Here is a 14249-nt window from a genome sequence, read left to right on the forward strand (position 1 = left end):
CGGGGCCGGCGCGCGTTTGGCCACGGCCGGCAGGGCCCCCGCGCCCGCCGGCCCCGTCCCGCGCCCGCTCACCGATCCGGCCCCCTCACCCGCCGGCCCCGTCCCGCGCCCGTCCCTTCCCGAACGGGCCCTCACAGCAGCCCGTGTTCCCCGGCGATCCGCGCCGCGTCGAACCGATTCCGTCCACCCAGCTTCTTGATCGCGGCGGACGTCAGATTCCGTACCGTTCCCGCCGCCAGGTACAGCTCGCCCGCGATCTCCTTCACGGTCGCCCCGCCGGCCGTCAGCCGCAGCACGTCCATCTCCCGGGTGCTCAGCGACAACTCCCCGACGGCGACGGGCCGCAGCAGCGACGGGTCGACGGTCAGACAGCCACCCGCGACACCCATGAGCGTCGTGACGAGCTGGGGCAGCCGGGCGTTCTTCGGTACGACGCCCAGGGCGCCGGCCGCCACGGCCCGGTCCACGACCGACGACGTGGCCGCCCCCACCAGCAGCGCGACCCCGCACTTGGGATGCCGGCTCCGTACGTCGGTGGCGACGCGCAGCGCCTTGCCGCCCATCGTGGACTCGCCGAGCAGCAGCACCGTCGGCCGGTGCCGTTCCACGGCCGGCTGGACGGCGTCGTACGACGTGGCCAGGCCGACGACCTCCAGCCCGTCGACGCCGTTGAGCGTCTCGGCGAAGGCCTCCAGCACGAGTTGGTGATCACCTGCGAGGACTATCCGTATCGACATGCTCGACCCCCGTACGGCAGGACTAAGGCAAAGACTCGGGAAAGACAGCGGAACTGGTGCGTCGTCGGGTGCGCGTCAGCCGGAGGGGGCACGCCACGTCTCGTGCAGCCGGACCAACCGCTCCACCACCGCCTGTGCCGCCTTCTCGAGGCTGGGGCCGTCGCTGCGCATGTCGACCTCGACGTGCTCGGCGCCGGCCGGCAGGGAAGCCGCGACGACACCCGACAGGACGCGGAAGGACGGGGCCAGTTCCTCGCCTCCGCTTCCGCCCGGGACGACCACGACGCTGGCGGTGACCGGCCCGAGGTCGGCGGCGATCTGACCGGTCAGCGCGGCGAAGCTCTCCGGCCGTTCCACATCGGCTTGATACGGCAGCGCGACCAGCCCGATTCCGGCCAGTTCCTTGCACAGGAACGCCGCGTTCGTGGCCGCGTCGTCACCGCGCCCGGGGTGCCCCGCGCCGACCACCGCGACGGCGGCACCCAACGCGCACAGCTGACTGGCGACCCGCCGCCCGACGCCGGTGGTGGCATCGACGACAAGGACGACACAGCCGTGCAAAGGCGGTAGTACATGTGCGACTGTGTGCGACACCGGAACTCCTGACCGGGTAACGTGGCCAATATGTGAACGATCTACGGGGGTTCTTCGCACGCCTTGCGGCGCCCCCGTGCCGCGTCGCTGCTCCCGAGCCGGCGCGGCCGCCCGGTCCGGACATGTGGTTCACATGTGGTTCAAGGGGGAGACGCCACGTGGACGAGGTATCGCCACTCGATCAGCAGACCCTCGCGGTGTACCGCGCGATTCTGTTCCACAAGCAACATGATCCGGACAAGCTCGCCGAGCTCCTCGACATCAGCTGCGACGATGTGCACGGCGCACTCACGCGCCTGTCCGACCTGTCGTTGCTGGCCCCTTCGCAGGACTCACCCGGCACGCTGCGCGCGGTGAACCCGTCACTCGGCCTGAAGGTCCTGCTCCAGCGGGAACAGGACGAACTGGCCTGGCGGCAGCAGCGCATCGAGCAGAACCGGGCCGCGCTCGCGGCGCTCGCGGCCGAGTACACGGCGTCGGCCGGGTCCGGCTCGGACGGCACGGAACAGCTCGACAACGTGGACGAGATCCGCACCCGGCTGGAGGCCCTCGCCGAGTCGTGCCAGCAGGAGTCCCTGGTCTTCCACCCCGTGGGCGGCCTGACCAAGGAGGCGATCGAGGCGTCCCGGCCCCTGAACGAGCGAGCGCTCGCCCGGGGCGTCCGGTTCCGTTCGATCTACCTCGACAGCGCCGTCAACGACCGGGTGACGAGAGCTCACGCCCAGTGGATGGCGGAGCACAACAGCGAGATCCGCACGTCGCCGACCCTGCCGATGCGGCTGCTCATCATCGACACGACCGCGGCCATCGTGGCCAACCTGCCCGGCCAGACGGGCCCCGCGGCCCTGATGTTCCACAGCCGGCCGGTGGTGCTCGCCATGCGGGCCCTGTTCGAGGCGTACTGGGAACACGCGAGCCCGTTCCATCAGCACTCCTCACCCGACGACGACCCGCAGGGACTCACCCCGCAGGAGCGCAAACTCCTCCAGCTCCTCGCCACCGGCCTCACCGACGAGGCGGTGGCCCGGGCCCTCGGCATCGGAGTCCGCACGGAACGCCGCATCATGGCGGAGCTCATGGAACGCCTGGGCGCCTCCAGCCGGTTCGAGGCGGGAGTCCAGGCGGCCCGCCGCCAGTGGATCTGACAGCCGGTCGCCGTGCGGTCCCCGGGCCGGACAACCGGGTGCGAGCGGGTGCCGGCACCCGGTGTCTCCTGCGCGGAGATCACCGCTCGACCTGCGGAACGGGCGGCCAGGTGAAGTCGGTGACGTCGGTCGGCGCCTGCTGCCAGGTGAAGTCGTCACCGCCGTGCAGCGGTCCCGGGATCCCGGTGACGCCGCCCAGGGGCACCGGAGTCCAGGTGAAGTCGTCGGGCGAACCGGGCAGGTGAGGCAGCGGCGGCAGCACGTCGCCGACCGAGCGGTCGGCCTGCGAGACGGCCGAGCCGGCCCCCTGCGCCCCCTCGGCCCGCGGAGCGGCCTGCGCCGGCACCGCCCAGGCGAGGGTGGCCAGCACGGCCGAACCGAGGACGACGACGGCGGAACAACGGTTGGTGACACGGATCATGGCTGGTCTCCATTCCATGCGTGAGTCAGGACCTTGCGACGATGCATGGAGCCAGTAGTGCTTCAGCTCCCCCGGACCGTTCCGCGTTCCCCGCGCTTCCCGGCCGCTGATAAGAGAGAACCATCCCGCCACCCCCGCTGTCCGCGTCCTGCCACGCCAGGAAGCTGCCTGGCAGGGAGTTGCACGACGCCCGGGGGGTGTCCCCACCCGTGGGCGGTGGCTCGCCGGATGGGCGGCGGCGTGCGCGAGAGGTGATCGTGTACCGACGGGTTTCCCGCTCAACGGGCGCCCACGTGACGGATCACGAAGACGGACCATTGGGGGAACGGTGAAGCGTCCTGCGGAGCACGCTCTGGCCCGCCGTACGGTGCTGGCCGGCATGGCGGCGGCAACCGGTGCGGGAACGGTGTGGGGTACCACGGGGAAGGCCGTCGCCGGCGGGTGGAGGGGACCGGTGGGGAACGGGGCGGTGGATGCCGAGGTGGCGCGCCTGGAGGGCGGATTGATCGAGCTGCGGCGGGACATCCACCGGCACCCCGAGCTGCCGGGGGAGGAGCGTCGCACCGCGGGCGTGGTGGCCCGGGAGCTGCGGGCGGCCGGGCTGACCGTCACCACAGGGGTCGGCGGCCACGGCGTGGTCGGCGTCCTGCACGGCACGCGCCCGGGCCGGACGGTCGCGTACCGGGCGGACATGGACGCCGTGCCGCCCAAGGACATCGTGGGGGGCGGCCCGGCCGCGGCCCATCTCTGCGGGCACGACATCCACACGACGGTGGCCCTGGGCGTCGCCAAGGTCCTGGCGCGGCTGCGGCGGCACCTGAGCGGCACGGTCGTCTTCCTCTTCCAGCCCGCCGAGGAGAGCCTCTCCGGAGCCCGCGCACTGATCGAGGCGGGCGTGCTGGAGCGCACTCGCGTCGAGGAGATCCACGCGCTGCACTGCGGGCCCTTCCCCGTCGGCCGGTTCGCGGTGACCGGCGGCTACGGGATGCCGGGCCAGGACAAGGCCGAGGTGACGCTCCAGGGCCCGGACGCACCCGAGGCCGCGCGGCGCCTGGCCGCCGGGATCGGCGCGCTCTCCACGGTGACGCCCCCGCAGACGCCCGCGGACATCGAGCGGATGGTCACCGATGCCCAGACGCCCGACGGCCCGTTCGCCCGCTTCGTCGCCCTACGGGCCTCGGCACGGGAGGCCAGGGTGAGCGTGTCCTACCGCTGTTGGCCGCAGGAGCGGTACACGGAGATACGCGGGGAGATCCGCCGGCTGGCCATGTCGTACGCGGGAGCCGCCGTGAGCTTCCCCGCCGAGCCGTTCCCGGCCCTGGTCTGCCCGGAACCCGACGCCCGCGCACTCGCCCGCCACCTGCGCAGCGCACTGGGCCGTGACTCGGTCGCCACGCTCCGTTCCGCGTTCCCGCCCTTCAGCGGCGAGGACTACGCCCTCTACCTGGACCGCGTCCCCGGCACCTACACCTTCCTCGGTGTCCGTGCCCCCGGCGCCCCCGTCACCACCAGCTACCCGCACTTCCCCGACTTCGCCCCGGACGAGCGGTCCATCGGCATCGGCGTACGGGCGATGGCGGGGTGGCTGGCGCAGCGGACTCGGTGTTAGACCGCCGGGCCGTCACGCAGTCCGGGACCCGTGGGCAGCGTCAGCACGCAGCCGGTGTGCAGCGTGATGCGTATGGGTGTGAAGTCGACGGCGTCCACCGGGGACTTGCCGGTACCAGGGTTGCGGGCGTAGCGCGGATGGGCACCGGCACTGATCTGCCAGCGCATCCGGTGCCCGGCCGGGAAGCGGTAGGCGGTGGAGCTCATCCGCACGGTGACCTCCGAGGGTGCCTGCCCCACCGTCTCCAGCCGGGCCAGCCCGTCACAGACGTTGGTGGAGCGGCCCTGCGCGTCCACGTCGCACAGACGGGTGAAGACGTCGGCGTACCCGGTGTCCGTGGAGACGCTCAACCGCGCGGAGACCGGCCCGAGGAGGTCCACGGGTTCGTCCAGCGGTGGCCCGGTGAACGTCAGGACGTCGTCTCGGCCTTCCAAGACGCTGTTGTCGCGCGGACCGGCCGTCCGGGAGAGCAGCGGGCCGCCGATGGACGGCGTGGGGTCGTCCGGGTCGTATCGCAGGGATGCCAGAGGCACGGAACCTGGACTGTCGGCGGACCCCGAGCCGCCGGCGAACCCCGAGCCGTCCACGGAGCCTGAACCGTCCGCAGCCCCCGCGCCCTCGGCGGGCCCTGCGCCTGCGGCGGGCCCCGGGCCGTCGGTGGAGCCTGAACCGTCCGCGGGCCCCGCGCCGCCTGCGAATCCCACGCCGTCGGCGGGCCCGGCGCAGTCCGCGGCCCCCACGCCCTCGGCGGCCCCCACGCCCTGGGCGGACCCCGGGCCGTCCACGGAGCCTGGGCCGTCGGCGGCCCCTGCGCCTGCGGCGGGCCCTGGGCCGTCGGTGGAGCCTGAACCGTCCGCGGGCCCCGCGCCGCCCGCGAATCCCACGCCGTCGGCGGGCCCGGCGCAGTCCGCGGCCCCCACGCCCTCGGCGGCCCATGCGCCCTCGGCGGGCCCTGCGCCCTCGGCGGGCCCCGGGCCGTCAGTGGATCCCGAGCCGTCGGCGGAGCCTGGGCCTTCGGCGGTTCCGGAGCCGTCGGCGAACTCCCAGCCGCTGGCGGGCCCCGAGCCGTCCAAGGAGCCTGAACCGTCGGCGGCCCCCGCGCCCGCGGCGGCCCCCGCGCCCGCGGCGGGCCCCGGGCCGTCGGTGGAGCCTGAACCGTCCGCGGGCCCGGCGTCGCCCGCAGGCGCCACGACGTCCACGAACCCCCCGCCGTCGGCACGCCCCTCGTCCGCCAGCCGGTCGAGGCTGCCGTCCGCGGTGGGAACCCATGAGGTGGTGGCGGGCGAGAGGGGCGGCCAGTCGTCGAGGTCCCGCCATGCGTCCTCGCCGCCGACGTGCACGCGCACGCGCGTGGGGCGCAGCCCCGAGGGATCGCCGCACAGGTGCGCCCGCAGCCAGGCCAGGCTTTCGGCGAAGACCTCGGGCCAGCCCTGCTGCATGGCGGAGGTATGGGTCCAGGGGCCGACGAGCAGGGCGGTGTCGCATCCGGCCTGCCGCAGCCGGGCGTACTGGTCGAAGGTCTGGTCGACCAGGGCGTCGTACCGTCCGGAGATCAGGCTCGTAGGGACGCTCAGACCCTCGGCCGCCCGTGCCAGGGACGCGCCGTCCCAGTACGGGTCGCCTCCGTCCGGGTGCGTCATCACGTCGTCCAGCCACGGCACGTCCCCGAGAGCGGACGCGTACGCCCCGCGCAGCGGCCGCGCGGTGACGATGTCGCGCATACGGCGCTGGAGGCGCAGCGTCGCCCGGGCGAACGGCCCGATCCCCCGATTCTGGTAGGCCATCCCCAGGCCGACGAGCAGCGCGTTCTCCAGCCGGAGGGCGCCGTCCGCGTAGAACAGGGCGTACGGGTCGTGCAGCCCCACCTGTACCACCATGGCCTTCAGTTCCGGCGGCGGGTCCAGGGCGAGCGCCCACTGCACGTACCCCAGATAGCTGGGGCCGACCGTCCCCAGCGTCCCGTCGAACCAGGGCCGCCCGCGCAGCCAGGACACCGTGGCCAGGCCGTCGGCGGCCTCGTGGCGCCACAGATCGAACGCACCGCCAGAGCCGCCGGTGCCGCGGCAGCTCTGGAGGACCACGTGGAACCCCTGCTCGGCGAAGAGCATGCCGTACATGGGGGACCAGGGCAGGCCCCTGCCGTACGGCGAACGCACCAGGAGAGTGGGGAAGTCGCCGGGCGTCCGGGGGAAGTAGTGGTCGGTGACCAGCGGACTGCCGTCGGCGGCCGGCACCACCAGCCCGGGCTCCCATCCGACGTCGTGCCGCTTGTCCGGCAGCCCGCGCCAGATCGCCCTCATCATCCGCGAGGACAGCGGCGGCTTCCGGCCGGGCGGTGTCCAGGCGGGCCTTGCCGCAGCGTCGTCGTTGCGTGATGCCATGGTTCCCCTCCTCTATTCTCGTACGACGTACGAGAATAGAGGATGCTTGGATGGCGACCACCACCACGGCGACCCACAAGGACAGGAGCACGGAGACGGTGACGCGTGACGGCGGCGGGTCCGGGACCCCGGGCACCGACCCTCGACAGCTGTGGCTGAGCCCCGATCGGCCCCGCAGGGGCCGCAGGCCGGGTTTCAGCCGCGAGGCGATCACGGCGGCCGCCGTGGCCCTGGCCGACGCGGAAGGGCTCGAAGCGGTCACCATGCGGCGGGTCGCCGCACAGGTCGGAGCCGGAGCCATGTCGCTCTACAGCTACGCCCCCGACAAGGAAACGCTGCTGGAGCTGATGGTCGACCACGTCAGCGGCGAACTGCCAGCGTCGGGCCCTCTCACCGGCGACTGGCGCGCCGACCTGAAGACCATCGCCCACCGCCAGCGCGACCTGATGCTCCGCCACCCCTGGCTGCCCGCCGCTCTCTCCACCCGCCGCAGCCCCGGCCCCCACACGCTGGCCTTCCTGGAACACGCCCTCGCCGCCTTGCGCCCCACCGGTCTGGACGGCGCGGCGAAGCTGGAGGTCTTCGCCCAGCTCACCGCGTTCGTCGCCGGGCACGTCACCTACGAGATCACGCAGGCGGCAGCGGCCAGGTCCCCCGACCGGGCCGCGGCGGAAGCCCGTTACCTCGCCACCGTCGCCGCGGACGGGCACCACCCGGAACTCGCCGAAGCCCTCGCGGCCCCCGCACGCGCCGTGACCCCCGAAGCCACCTTCACCCGCTTCCTCAACCGCCTGATCGACGGCCTCGGCACCGACTGATCCCGCCGGCTGCGGGGCGGGAGAGCCAGGGTCAGCTGCGGGGCAGGAGGAGCCGGGAGAGCGCGGCGGTGGCGAGGAGGAGCGCGGCGACGGTGAGCAGACCGATGCGCATGCCCGGGAGGGAGAAGTCCCCGCCGGGGCCGGCGAGCAGACTGCCGAACAGGGCGACGGACAGCGCACCGCCGGTCTGGCGAAGGGAGTTGAGCAGCCCGGACGCGGTCCCCGCGCGCTCCTGCGGGACGGCGTCCATCAGCAGCGCGGTCAGCGCGGGCACCGCGAGCGCCCCGCCGACGCTCAACGGCAGCAGCAGGACGAGCACCAGCCATATCGGGGTGTGCGCGGCCAGCGGCAGCATGGCCAGCATCGCTCCGGTGAAGATCAGCTGCCCGGCGACGATCACCGGCCGCCGCCCGATCCGCTCCGCCAGCCGCGGCGACACCAGGTTGGTCGCCGTCACCACCGCCGACATCGGCACGAACATCAGCCCCGCCGCGATCGCCGACATTCCGCGCAGCTGCTGGTAGTACAGCCCGAGCAGGAAGATCCCGCCGTAGAAGGCGGCGTTGACGGCGAAACCGCCCGCGAGCGGGACGGCCACCCGGCGGTCCCTCAGCATGCCCAGCGGGACCATGGGCTGGCGGTGCCGGGACTCCACCACGCGGAAGGCGTACCCGGAGGCGAGGGCGAGCGCGGCGGCGGCCAGCACGGGGCCGCTGGTCCAGCCGAGGTGGCCGCCCTCGATCACCGCGAAGGCCAGCCCGGCCAGGGCCAGTACGGCGGTGAGCTGACCGCCGCCGTCCAGTGCGGCGGGCCGGCGCGGGGAGCGCGGCACCCGGACCAGCAGGCCCAGGATCACCGCGCCCACCGGGAGGTTGAGCAGGAAGACCGCCCGCCAGCCGGACGAGTCGGTGAGCAGCCCGCCCAGCACCGGGCCCGCGGCCATCGCCACCGAGCCGCCGACCGTCCACAGCGCGATGGCGCGGGCACGCGCCCGGGCGTCCTCGTAGGCCTGCCGGATCAGCGCCAGCGAGGCCGGCATCACGATCGCGGCGGCGGCGCCCTGCGCCACGCGTGCGCCGACCAGCACGCCGATGCCGGGCGCGAGCGCGCAGGCGAGCGAGGCGAGGGTGAACAAGGCGACGCCCCATGCGTAGGCGCGGCGGGCGCCGATGCGGTCGGCGAGGGCGCCCGCGGAGAGCATCAGGGCCGCGAACATCAGGGTGTACGCGTCGACCACCCACTGAAGCCCGGCCATCCCGCCGCTGAGGGAGTCCCGGATCGCGGGCAGCGCGATGTTCACCGCCGAGACGTCGATGGTGATCACGGTGAAGCCGAGCAGCGAAGCGACCAGCGCGACGCCGCTGCGCCGCGGGGCGGGCGCCGACGGCTCGGACCCGTGCCCGGGGCTGGAGACGGTGGTGGCGGACGGGGACGGGGACGAGGACGGGGACGGGGATGCGGACGGGGTCGGGGCGGGGGTGGCCGGCATGGTGAACTCCTGGACGGCTGAACAGAGATGACCGGGCGGGCGGCCGCAGGCCACCGGGGCCGCGGACCGGTGTCGCGCACCCCCTGGGCCCAGGCGGACGGGCCGCCCGCTCCGGCGGATCAACTCTCCGCCCGCGCGCGACCCGCCCGGAAGACCGCGCTGTGCCCGGGGTGCGGCGTTCCAGGCCCTGACACGGCCCCCCACGCTCCTTGACCGCCTGCGACAATGGCCGAATGGCAGCAGCGGATACGAGGGGCACGGAGCTCGGCCGATACCTGAAGGCCCGCAGGGCGCAGGTGCGCCCGGAGGACGTCGGTCTCCCGGCCGGCGCGGGCCTGCGCCGCACTCCCGGACTGCGCCGTGAGGAGCTGGCCGCGCTGGCCGGAGTGAGCGTCGACTACTACATCCGCCTGGAGCGCGGCCGGGAGACCAACCCTTCCCCCGCCGTCGTGGACGCCCTCGGCCGTGCCCTGCGGCTGCGCGGCGACGGTTACGAACGCCTGCACGAGCTCGCGGAACTGGCCTCCGGCCGGCCCTCCGAACTGCCGGCCTGCTCGGACCACACCGTCCGTGACTCGGTCCTGCGGATGCTGGAGTCGGTGCGCCCGCTGCCCGCCTACGTGGTGAGCCGCTTCAACCGCGTACTGGCCGCGAACCCGCCCGGCCGACGGCTGATGCCCGGTCTCTGGGACTGGCCGGAGGACCAGCGCAACCTGACCCGCTACCTGTTCCTCCACCCGGTCGGCCGGACGCTCTACGAGCCGTGGGAGGAGACCGTCGCCCTCTCGGTGGCGCATCTGCGGGCGGTCGCCGGGGCCGATCCGGACGATCCCGAGCTGACCGCGCTCGTGGGCGAACTGATGCTGAAGTCACCGAAGTTCGCGCAGCTCTGGGAGCGGTACGACGTCTGCGAACGCGGCGGCGGGCAGAAGTGCTTCCGGCACCCGAAGGTCGGCCCGATGACCCTGACCTACGAGGTCATGCGACTGGCCCGGACGGGCGGCCAGCGCATGGTGGTCTACCAGGCGGCCCCCGGCACCCCGGACGAGGCGGCCATGCTCCGCCTGGAACCGGCGGACACCCACCCGAAGCCGCCGCACTCCGGCCGGCAACTGATCACCGACGGTCATCACTGACCGCTGGTGCCGCCGGTGATCAGGACGGTCTCGTCGGTGCAGCGGCTCAAGTGAGCGCTCCGCGAACCCAGTCGGCGGTGGTGGGCAGCCAGTCGGCCCGGGCATTGCCGAGGAGGTGATCGCCGTGCGGGACGAACAGGTACTCGCCGTGCGGCGCCAGGCGGGCCAGCGGCTCCCCGTTGGTCACGCCGGGGATGACGTCGCGGCCGCCGTCCACCACCAGGAGCGGGCAGGCGATACGCGGTGCCGGCGTGGACAGGTCGACGCGGCGGGCGAAGTCGCGGGCCGCCTCGGGTCCTCCGGCCCGCCGGGTGAGGATGTCCCGCACCAAGGGCGGGGCGGTGTCCCAGTCGAGGCGGAAGGGACCGCTCACGGTGGCGGCAGCGGCCACGCGAGGTTCGTGGGCGGCGCTTTCCGCGACGTAGTAACCACCCAGGCTGAGCCCGATGAGCCCGACCCGGTCGACCCCGAGCGCGTCGATGACCTGGCCGATCACCTGGTGGTAGTCCGGCCGCACCGTGGTGGTGGCCGCGAGTACGCCCTGGCCGGGCCCGTCCATCGTGAACACCGCCACGCCCCTGCGCAGCAGGGCCGAGGTGACGGTGTGGAACTCCTCTTTACCGGAGTCCAGGCCGGGGACGACGACCACGGTGGCCGGCGCGTCGGCGGGGCCGCGCAGCCAGCCGGTGAAGGCCGGCCCCTCGACCCTGCGGGCACCGGGCTCCAGGAGGGCCAGCGCGCAGCCCATGGCGCGGTCCGCCTCCGTGGCGGCCGGGGACTGGTCCCCGTGCGGGGCGAGCGTGGCGATGTGGAACCAGCGTGCCGCCACCTGATAGTGCTCGCCCGCCGACCGGGGTGAGGCGGCCTGCTTCGCTCGGGCGACGTGCTGCTGCGCAGTCCGGATGAATGCCTCGCCCCACCCGTCGACGGAGACGAGTCCACCGGTGACGCGCTCGTACTCGTGCGGGTCGAGCCCGGCCCCGGTGGCGCGCGTCCTCTGGGCGGCGGCGAATTCGGCGGCGCTCATCGCACGCTTCCCGTGGTGAGGACGGCCTTGCCCCGAATACGGCGTTCCCGCAGGTCGACCAGTGTCCGCGCGGTCTGTTCCCAGTCGGCGACGCGGCCGATCTCCGGATGGAGCCGCCCGCCGTTCACCAGGCGCACCAGAGTGGTGAGGTCGGGGCCGTAGGGCGCGCCGGCGTAGTGGAAGTGGCGGATCGTGGCCCCCTCGCAACCGGCGAGGAGGTCGAAGAAGTCGAGAGTCACCGGAGTGCGGCCGGCCTGGCCGAACCAGATCAGCGTGCCGCCCGGTGCCAGCTTCGACAGAGCGGCCGGCAGATCGGCGCCGCCGGTGGATTCCAGCACCACGTCGAACGGCCCCTGAGCCTCGGTCACCTCGTGCACGACCGCCGCCGCCCCCAGCTCGAGCAGCCGCTCGCCGCGTGACGGCGTGGCGGTCACCACGCTGACCTCCGCTCCTGCGGCCGCTGCCAGTTCGGTGAAGTAGTGGCCGACACCGCCCGACGCACCGGTCAGCAGGATCCGCCGCCCCGTCACGCCGCCGGCCGTACGAAGGAGCCGAAGTGCGGTGATCCCCGCCAGCGGCAGGGCTGCGGCCTGAACGGCGCCGATGCCATCGGGCAGCACCGCGAGCGAGTGAGTGGGCACCGCCGCGTACTCCGCCCAGCCGCCCTGCGGCGGGTGCCCCACCACTCGGGCGCCGATCTGCGGGCCGGAGCCGTCGGCCGCAGCCTGCACCACCAGGCCGGCGACATCCTTGCCGGGAAGCAGCCCCGGCCGCGGCCGCTCCAGGAGGAACGTCTCGCCCCGGTTCGGCGCGAACGCCTCGACCCTGATCAATGCCTCGTCCGGCTGCGGGACGGGCTGGACGTCCTCCGCGAACGCGACCGGACGCGCCGGATTCCCCGTGGGGATCAGTCTCTGCATGCGATGCATGAAACGGGCGGCGACGCCGGGCAATCCAACAAGAGAACGGAAACGCCCACAACCGTTGGCTGTCACCTATGGTGAAAGGCGTGGATCTCGACTTGGCGCACGTCCGCGCCTTTGTGCTCGCCGCACAGGAGCTGCACTTCGGACGGGCGGCCGCGGCACTGTCGATCTCACAGCAGGGGCTGTCCAAACGGATCGCGCGGCTGGAGTCCCAGCTCGGCACCGAGCTGTTCCGGCGCAGTGGCCAAGGGGTGCAGCTCACCGAGGTCGGACGTCGTTTCCTGGGACCGGCCCGGCAGACGCTGGCCGCCGCTGACCAGGCCCTGGCCGCGGTCCGGGAGGAGCACCGTCCGCTACGGGTTGACGTGTGGGGCCACCTGTACGCGCCGATGCGGGCACTTGCCCAGGTGGCGACGCGGACCGGCGAGCTCTCTCTGGAACTTGGACACGGCCGCGATCTGCCGTCGGTGGCGGCCGCCCTGCTGCACGGCGACATCGACGCGGGCTTCGGGCGGGTACATCCGCCACTGCCGACCGGACTGACGCACCGTCTGGTGCGCCTCGAGCCGGTGGACGTCGTCCTCGGCGAGGGCCATCCGCTCGCGGCCGAGCCCGCGCTGCGGCCCGAACAGCTGCGGGACAGTGTGCTGTGGACTCCCGGGGCGCTGGACCGGCTCGACTTCCTGCGCCGCTTCGCCGAACAGTTCGGCATCCGAGACCACGCCGAGGGCCCCAATCTGGGCCTTGACCACTTCCTCGCCGCCATGCTCTCGGACGCACGGCGCTTCTCGCTGCTCCCGGCCGACGTACCGCTTCCCCGGTTGCCCGGGGCCCGTTCCGTCCCGCTGGTGAATCCCACACCGCTGTACGCCTGGTCACTGCTGTGGCGCGACACCGGCGGGCATCCACTGCTGCGTGACCTGCTGACCGCCTTCATGACAGAGGCCGGCCGCAACCGCTGGCTGGAGTACGACCCGGCCCACGACTGGCTGCCCGAGCCCCACGCCACCACCTAGGGCCTGTCGTTTGGATCACGTCGCAGACGCGGGGGGGCACTGCCACTTCCCTGCGACCTGATCCAAACGACAGGCCCTAGTCCGCCGACGTGCCGAAGGGGTTGTCGATCAGGTACCGCCACAGGCCGTCAGGTCCGCGTCGGGCCACGTCGGTGGCGGTTCCCTCAAGGCGGACCCGCTCGCCGTCCGGACGGTGGCCGTCGATGGTCCAGTCGACGATGAGCAGGGCGATGTCGTCGGCGACGTACGTGTGCCGTGGGCGGACACTGATGGGCAGCCCCAATGACTGGAACGCGGAGTTGGCGGCTGCGATCTCCTGCCCGGTGACGCATGTGCCGGGACGCGGCACGAAAAGAGCCCGTCGGTCGTAGACACGGGCGAGGGCCTCGGGGCTGCCGGAGTTGAACGCGGCAGCGAAGACCATGGGGTGTTGCGCGGCGTCGCAGGACAGGGCGACAGTGGAGTCATGGTCGTGCCTGGGATTCATGTCGATGCTCATGACGGCAGCCAAGCGTGTCGCGAAGCAGCTCACCAAACGGAAACCCACGACTGGGACACCGACCTCGTTCCGTCCCGGCCCGGGCGCACCTCGCGGCCGCAACCGGACTGCCCCGTCGAGATCGCCCTGGCGGCTGTCGCGGGCCGCTGGACCACCCTGGTCTTGCGGGAGCTGATGCACGCGCCGTATTCCTTCGGCACCCTGCGCGACAGGCTTCCGCTGATCAGCCCCAAGGTTCTGTCCGACCGGCTGCACACGCTCCGCGAACGCGGCCTGATCGCTCAGGAGCGGCTCCCTGGCTTCCCCGCCCGCACCCGCTACACGCTCACTCCGGCCGGACGAGCTCTGCGCCCGCTGCTCATCGAGCTGTACCGCACCGGGGAGCGGCTGTCGCATCTCTCCACCTCACGGCGCGACGCGAGGGATAGGTGATCCGCTGACCCGTCCGGTG

Annotated in this window: 14 protein-coding genes; 6 read left to right on the forward strand and 8 right to left on the reverse strand. The window is 73.3% G+C overall.

Annotated elements, in window-relative coordinates; genetic code table 11:
* Positions 1 to 131: 131 nt before the first annotated feature.
* Together SCNRRL3882_RS23455 and SCNRRL3882_RS23460 are read right to left on the reverse strand one after the other, a co-directional pair.
* Positions 132 to 737 (reverse strand): response regulator transcription factor, encoded by a 606-nt coding sequence (locus tag SCNRRL3882_RS23455; protein ID WP_029180873.1) that lies wholly within the window; start codon positions 735 to 737, stop codon positions 132 to 134.
* Positions 738 to 812: 75 nt separating this feature from the next.
* A complete protein-coding gene (locus SCNRRL3882_RS23460; RefSeq protein WP_158688390.1) occupies positions 813 to 1331 on the reverse strand; it encodes an SDR family NAD(P)-dependent oxidoreductase in 519 nt (172 codons plus the stop codon).
* Between the two features lie 158 nt (positions 1332 to 1489).
* Here SCNRRL3882_RS23460 and SCNRRL3882_RS23465 point away from each other — a divergent pair, with 158 nt between their 5' ends.
* The gene (locus SCNRRL3882_RS23465) at positions 1490 to 2476 is read left to right on the forward strand and encodes a helix-turn-helix domain-containing protein (RefSeq protein WP_010035526.1); all 987 of its coding nucleotides are present in this window, start codon (positions 1490 to 1492) and stop codon (positions 2474 to 2476) included.
* Between the two features lie 79 nt (positions 2477 to 2555).
* Here SCNRRL3882_RS23465 and SCNRRL3882_RS23470 read toward each other — a convergent pair whose 3' ends face one another.
* The gene (locus SCNRRL3882_RS23470; protein WP_010035525.1) at positions 2556 to 2897 is read right to left on the reverse strand and encodes a hypothetical protein; all 342 of its coding nucleotides are present in this window, start codon (positions 2895 to 2897) and stop codon (positions 2556 to 2558) included.
* Between the two features lie 454 nt (positions 2898 to 3351).
* Between SCNRRL3882_RS23470 and SCNRRL3882_RS23475 the strand changes: the two genes are divergently transcribed.
* Positions 3352 to 4506, forward strand: a complete 1155-nt coding sequence (locus SCNRRL3882_RS23475) for a M20 metallopeptidase family protein (protein WP_010035524.1) — start codon at positions 3352 to 3354, stop codon at positions 4504 to 4506.
* On the opposite strand, the gene SCNRRL3882_RS41840 is transcribed toward SCNRRL3882_RS23475, so the two are convergent.
* Positions 4503 to 6887, reverse strand: coding sequence for a CocE/NonD family hydrolase (locus tag SCNRRL3882_RS41840; protein ID WP_420031199.1), 2385 nt, complete (start codon positions 6885 to 6887; stop codon positions 4503 to 4505). The genes SCNRRL3882_RS23475 and SCNRRL3882_RS41840 overlap by 4 nt on opposite strands.
* 50 nt (positions 6888 to 6937) lie before the next feature.
* Between SCNRRL3882_RS41840 and SCNRRL3882_RS23490 the strand changes: the two genes are divergently transcribed.
* Positions 6938 to 7705 carry a TetR/AcrR family transcriptional regulator C-terminal domain-containing protein gene (locus SCNRRL3882_RS23490; RefSeq protein WP_010035516.1) on the forward strand — a complete coding sequence of 256 codons (768 nt, stop codon included), beginning with the start codon at positions 6938 to 6940 and terminating at the stop codon, positions 7703 to 7705.
* Between the two features lie 31 nt (positions 7706 to 7736).
* On the opposite strand, the gene SCNRRL3882_RS23495 is transcribed toward SCNRRL3882_RS23490, so the two are convergent.
* Positions 7737 to 9194, reverse strand: a complete 1458-nt coding sequence (locus tag SCNRRL3882_RS23495; protein ID WP_010035514.1) for an MFS transporter — start codon at positions 9192 to 9194, stop codon at positions 7737 to 7739.
* 233 nt (positions 9195 to 9427) lie between these two features.
* Between SCNRRL3882_RS23495 and SCNRRL3882_RS23500 the strand changes: the two genes are divergently transcribed.
* On the forward strand, positions 9428 to 10330 hold the full coding sequence (locus SCNRRL3882_RS23500) for a helix-turn-helix domain-containing protein (protein WP_050810182.1): 903 nt from the start codon (positions 9428 to 9430) through the stop codon (positions 10328 to 10330).
* A gap of 46 nt (positions 10331 to 10376) precedes the next feature.
* Here SCNRRL3882_RS23500 and SCNRRL3882_RS23505 read toward each other — a convergent pair whose 3' ends face one another.
* Positions 10377 to 11357 (reverse strand): alpha/beta hydrolase family protein, encoded by a 981-nt coding sequence (locus SCNRRL3882_RS23505; RefSeq protein WP_010035511.1) that lies wholly within the window; start codon positions 11355 to 11357, stop codon positions 10377 to 10379.
* Positions 11354 to 12277 carry a zinc-binding dehydrogenase gene (locus SCNRRL3882_RS23510; RefSeq protein WP_010035510.1) on the reverse strand — a complete coding sequence of 308 codons (924 nt, stop codon included), beginning with the start codon at positions 12275 to 12277 and terminating at the stop codon, positions 11354 to 11356. The genes SCNRRL3882_RS23505 and SCNRRL3882_RS23510 overlap by 4 nt, the downstream gene beginning before the upstream one ends.
* 89 nt (positions 12278 to 12366) lie before the next feature.
* Here SCNRRL3882_RS23510 and SCNRRL3882_RS23515 point away from each other — a divergent pair, with 89 nt between their 5' ends.
* On the forward strand, positions 12367 to 13299 hold the full coding sequence (locus SCNRRL3882_RS23515) for a LysR family transcriptional regulator (protein ID WP_010035509.1): 933 nt from the start codon (positions 12367 to 12369) through the stop codon (positions 13297 to 13299).
* 76 nt (positions 13300 to 13375) lie between these two features.
* Here the strand turns inward: SCNRRL3882_RS23515 and SCNRRL3882_RS23520 are convergent, their stop codons facing one another.
* On the reverse strand, positions 13376 to 13798 hold the full coding sequence (locus SCNRRL3882_RS23520) for a YybH family protein (protein WP_029180870.1): 423 nt from the start codon (positions 13796 to 13798) through the stop codon (positions 13376 to 13378).
* Positions 13799 to 13924: 126 nt separating this feature from the next.
* On the opposite strand from SCNRRL3882_RS23520, the gene SCNRRL3882_RS41845 reads away from it, so the two are divergent.
* Positions 13925 to 14230, forward strand: coding sequence for a winged helix-turn-helix transcriptional regulator (locus tag SCNRRL3882_RS41845; RefSeq protein WP_269462190.1), 306 nt, complete (start codon positions 13925 to 13927; stop codon positions 14228 to 14230).
* Positions 14231 to 14249: the final 19 nt, after the last annotated feature.

Source organism: Streptomyces chartreusis NRRL 3882, from assembly GCF_900236475.1.
GTDB classification, from domain to species: Bacteria; Actinomycetota; Actinomycetes; order Streptomycetales; family Streptomycetaceae; genus Streptomyces; species Streptomyces chartreusis_D.

What these genes read in the sequence shown, in the direction of transcription:
- SCNRRL3882_RS23495 (WP_010035514.1), bottom strand. Translation starts at nt 9,194, where the DNA reads ATGCCGGCCACCCCCGCCCCGACCCCGTCCGCATCCCCGTCCCCGTCC.
- SCNRRL3882_RS23500 (WP_050810182.1), top strand. Translation starts at nt 9,428, where the DNA reads ATGGCAGCAGCGGATACGAGGGGCACGGAGCTCGGCCGATACCTGAAG.
- SCNRRL3882_RS23490 (WP_010035516.1), top strand. Translation starts at nt 6,938, where the DNA reads ATGGCGACCACCACCACGGCGACCCACAAGGACAGGAGCACGGAGACG.
- SCNRRL3882_RS23455 (WP_029180873.1), bottom strand. Translation starts at nt 737, where the DNA reads ATGTCGATACGGATAGTCCTCGCAGGTGATCACCAACTCGTGCTGGAG.
- SCNRRL3882_RS23470 (WP_010035525.1), bottom strand. Translation starts at nt 2,897, where the DNA reads ATGATCCGTGTCACCAACCGTTGTTCCGCCGTCGTCGTCCTCGGTTCG.
- SCNRRL3882_RS23505 (WP_010035511.1), bottom strand. Translation starts at nt 11,357, where the DNA reads ATGAGCGCCGCCGAATTCGCCGCCGCCCAGAGGACGCGCGCCACCGGG.
- SCNRRL3882_RS41840 (WP_420031199.1), bottom strand. Translation starts at nt 6,887, where the DNA reads ATGGCATCACGCAACGACGACGCTGCGGCAAGGCCCGCCTGGACACCG.
- SCNRRL3882_RS23510 (WP_010035510.1), bottom strand. Translation starts at nt 12,277, where the DNA reads ATGCAGAGACTGATCCCCACGGGGAATCCGGCGCGTCCGGTCGCGTTC.
- SCNRRL3882_RS23520 (WP_029180870.1), bottom strand. Translation starts at nt 13,798, where the DNA reads ATGAGCATCGACATGAATCCCAGGCACGACCATGACTCCACTGTCGCC.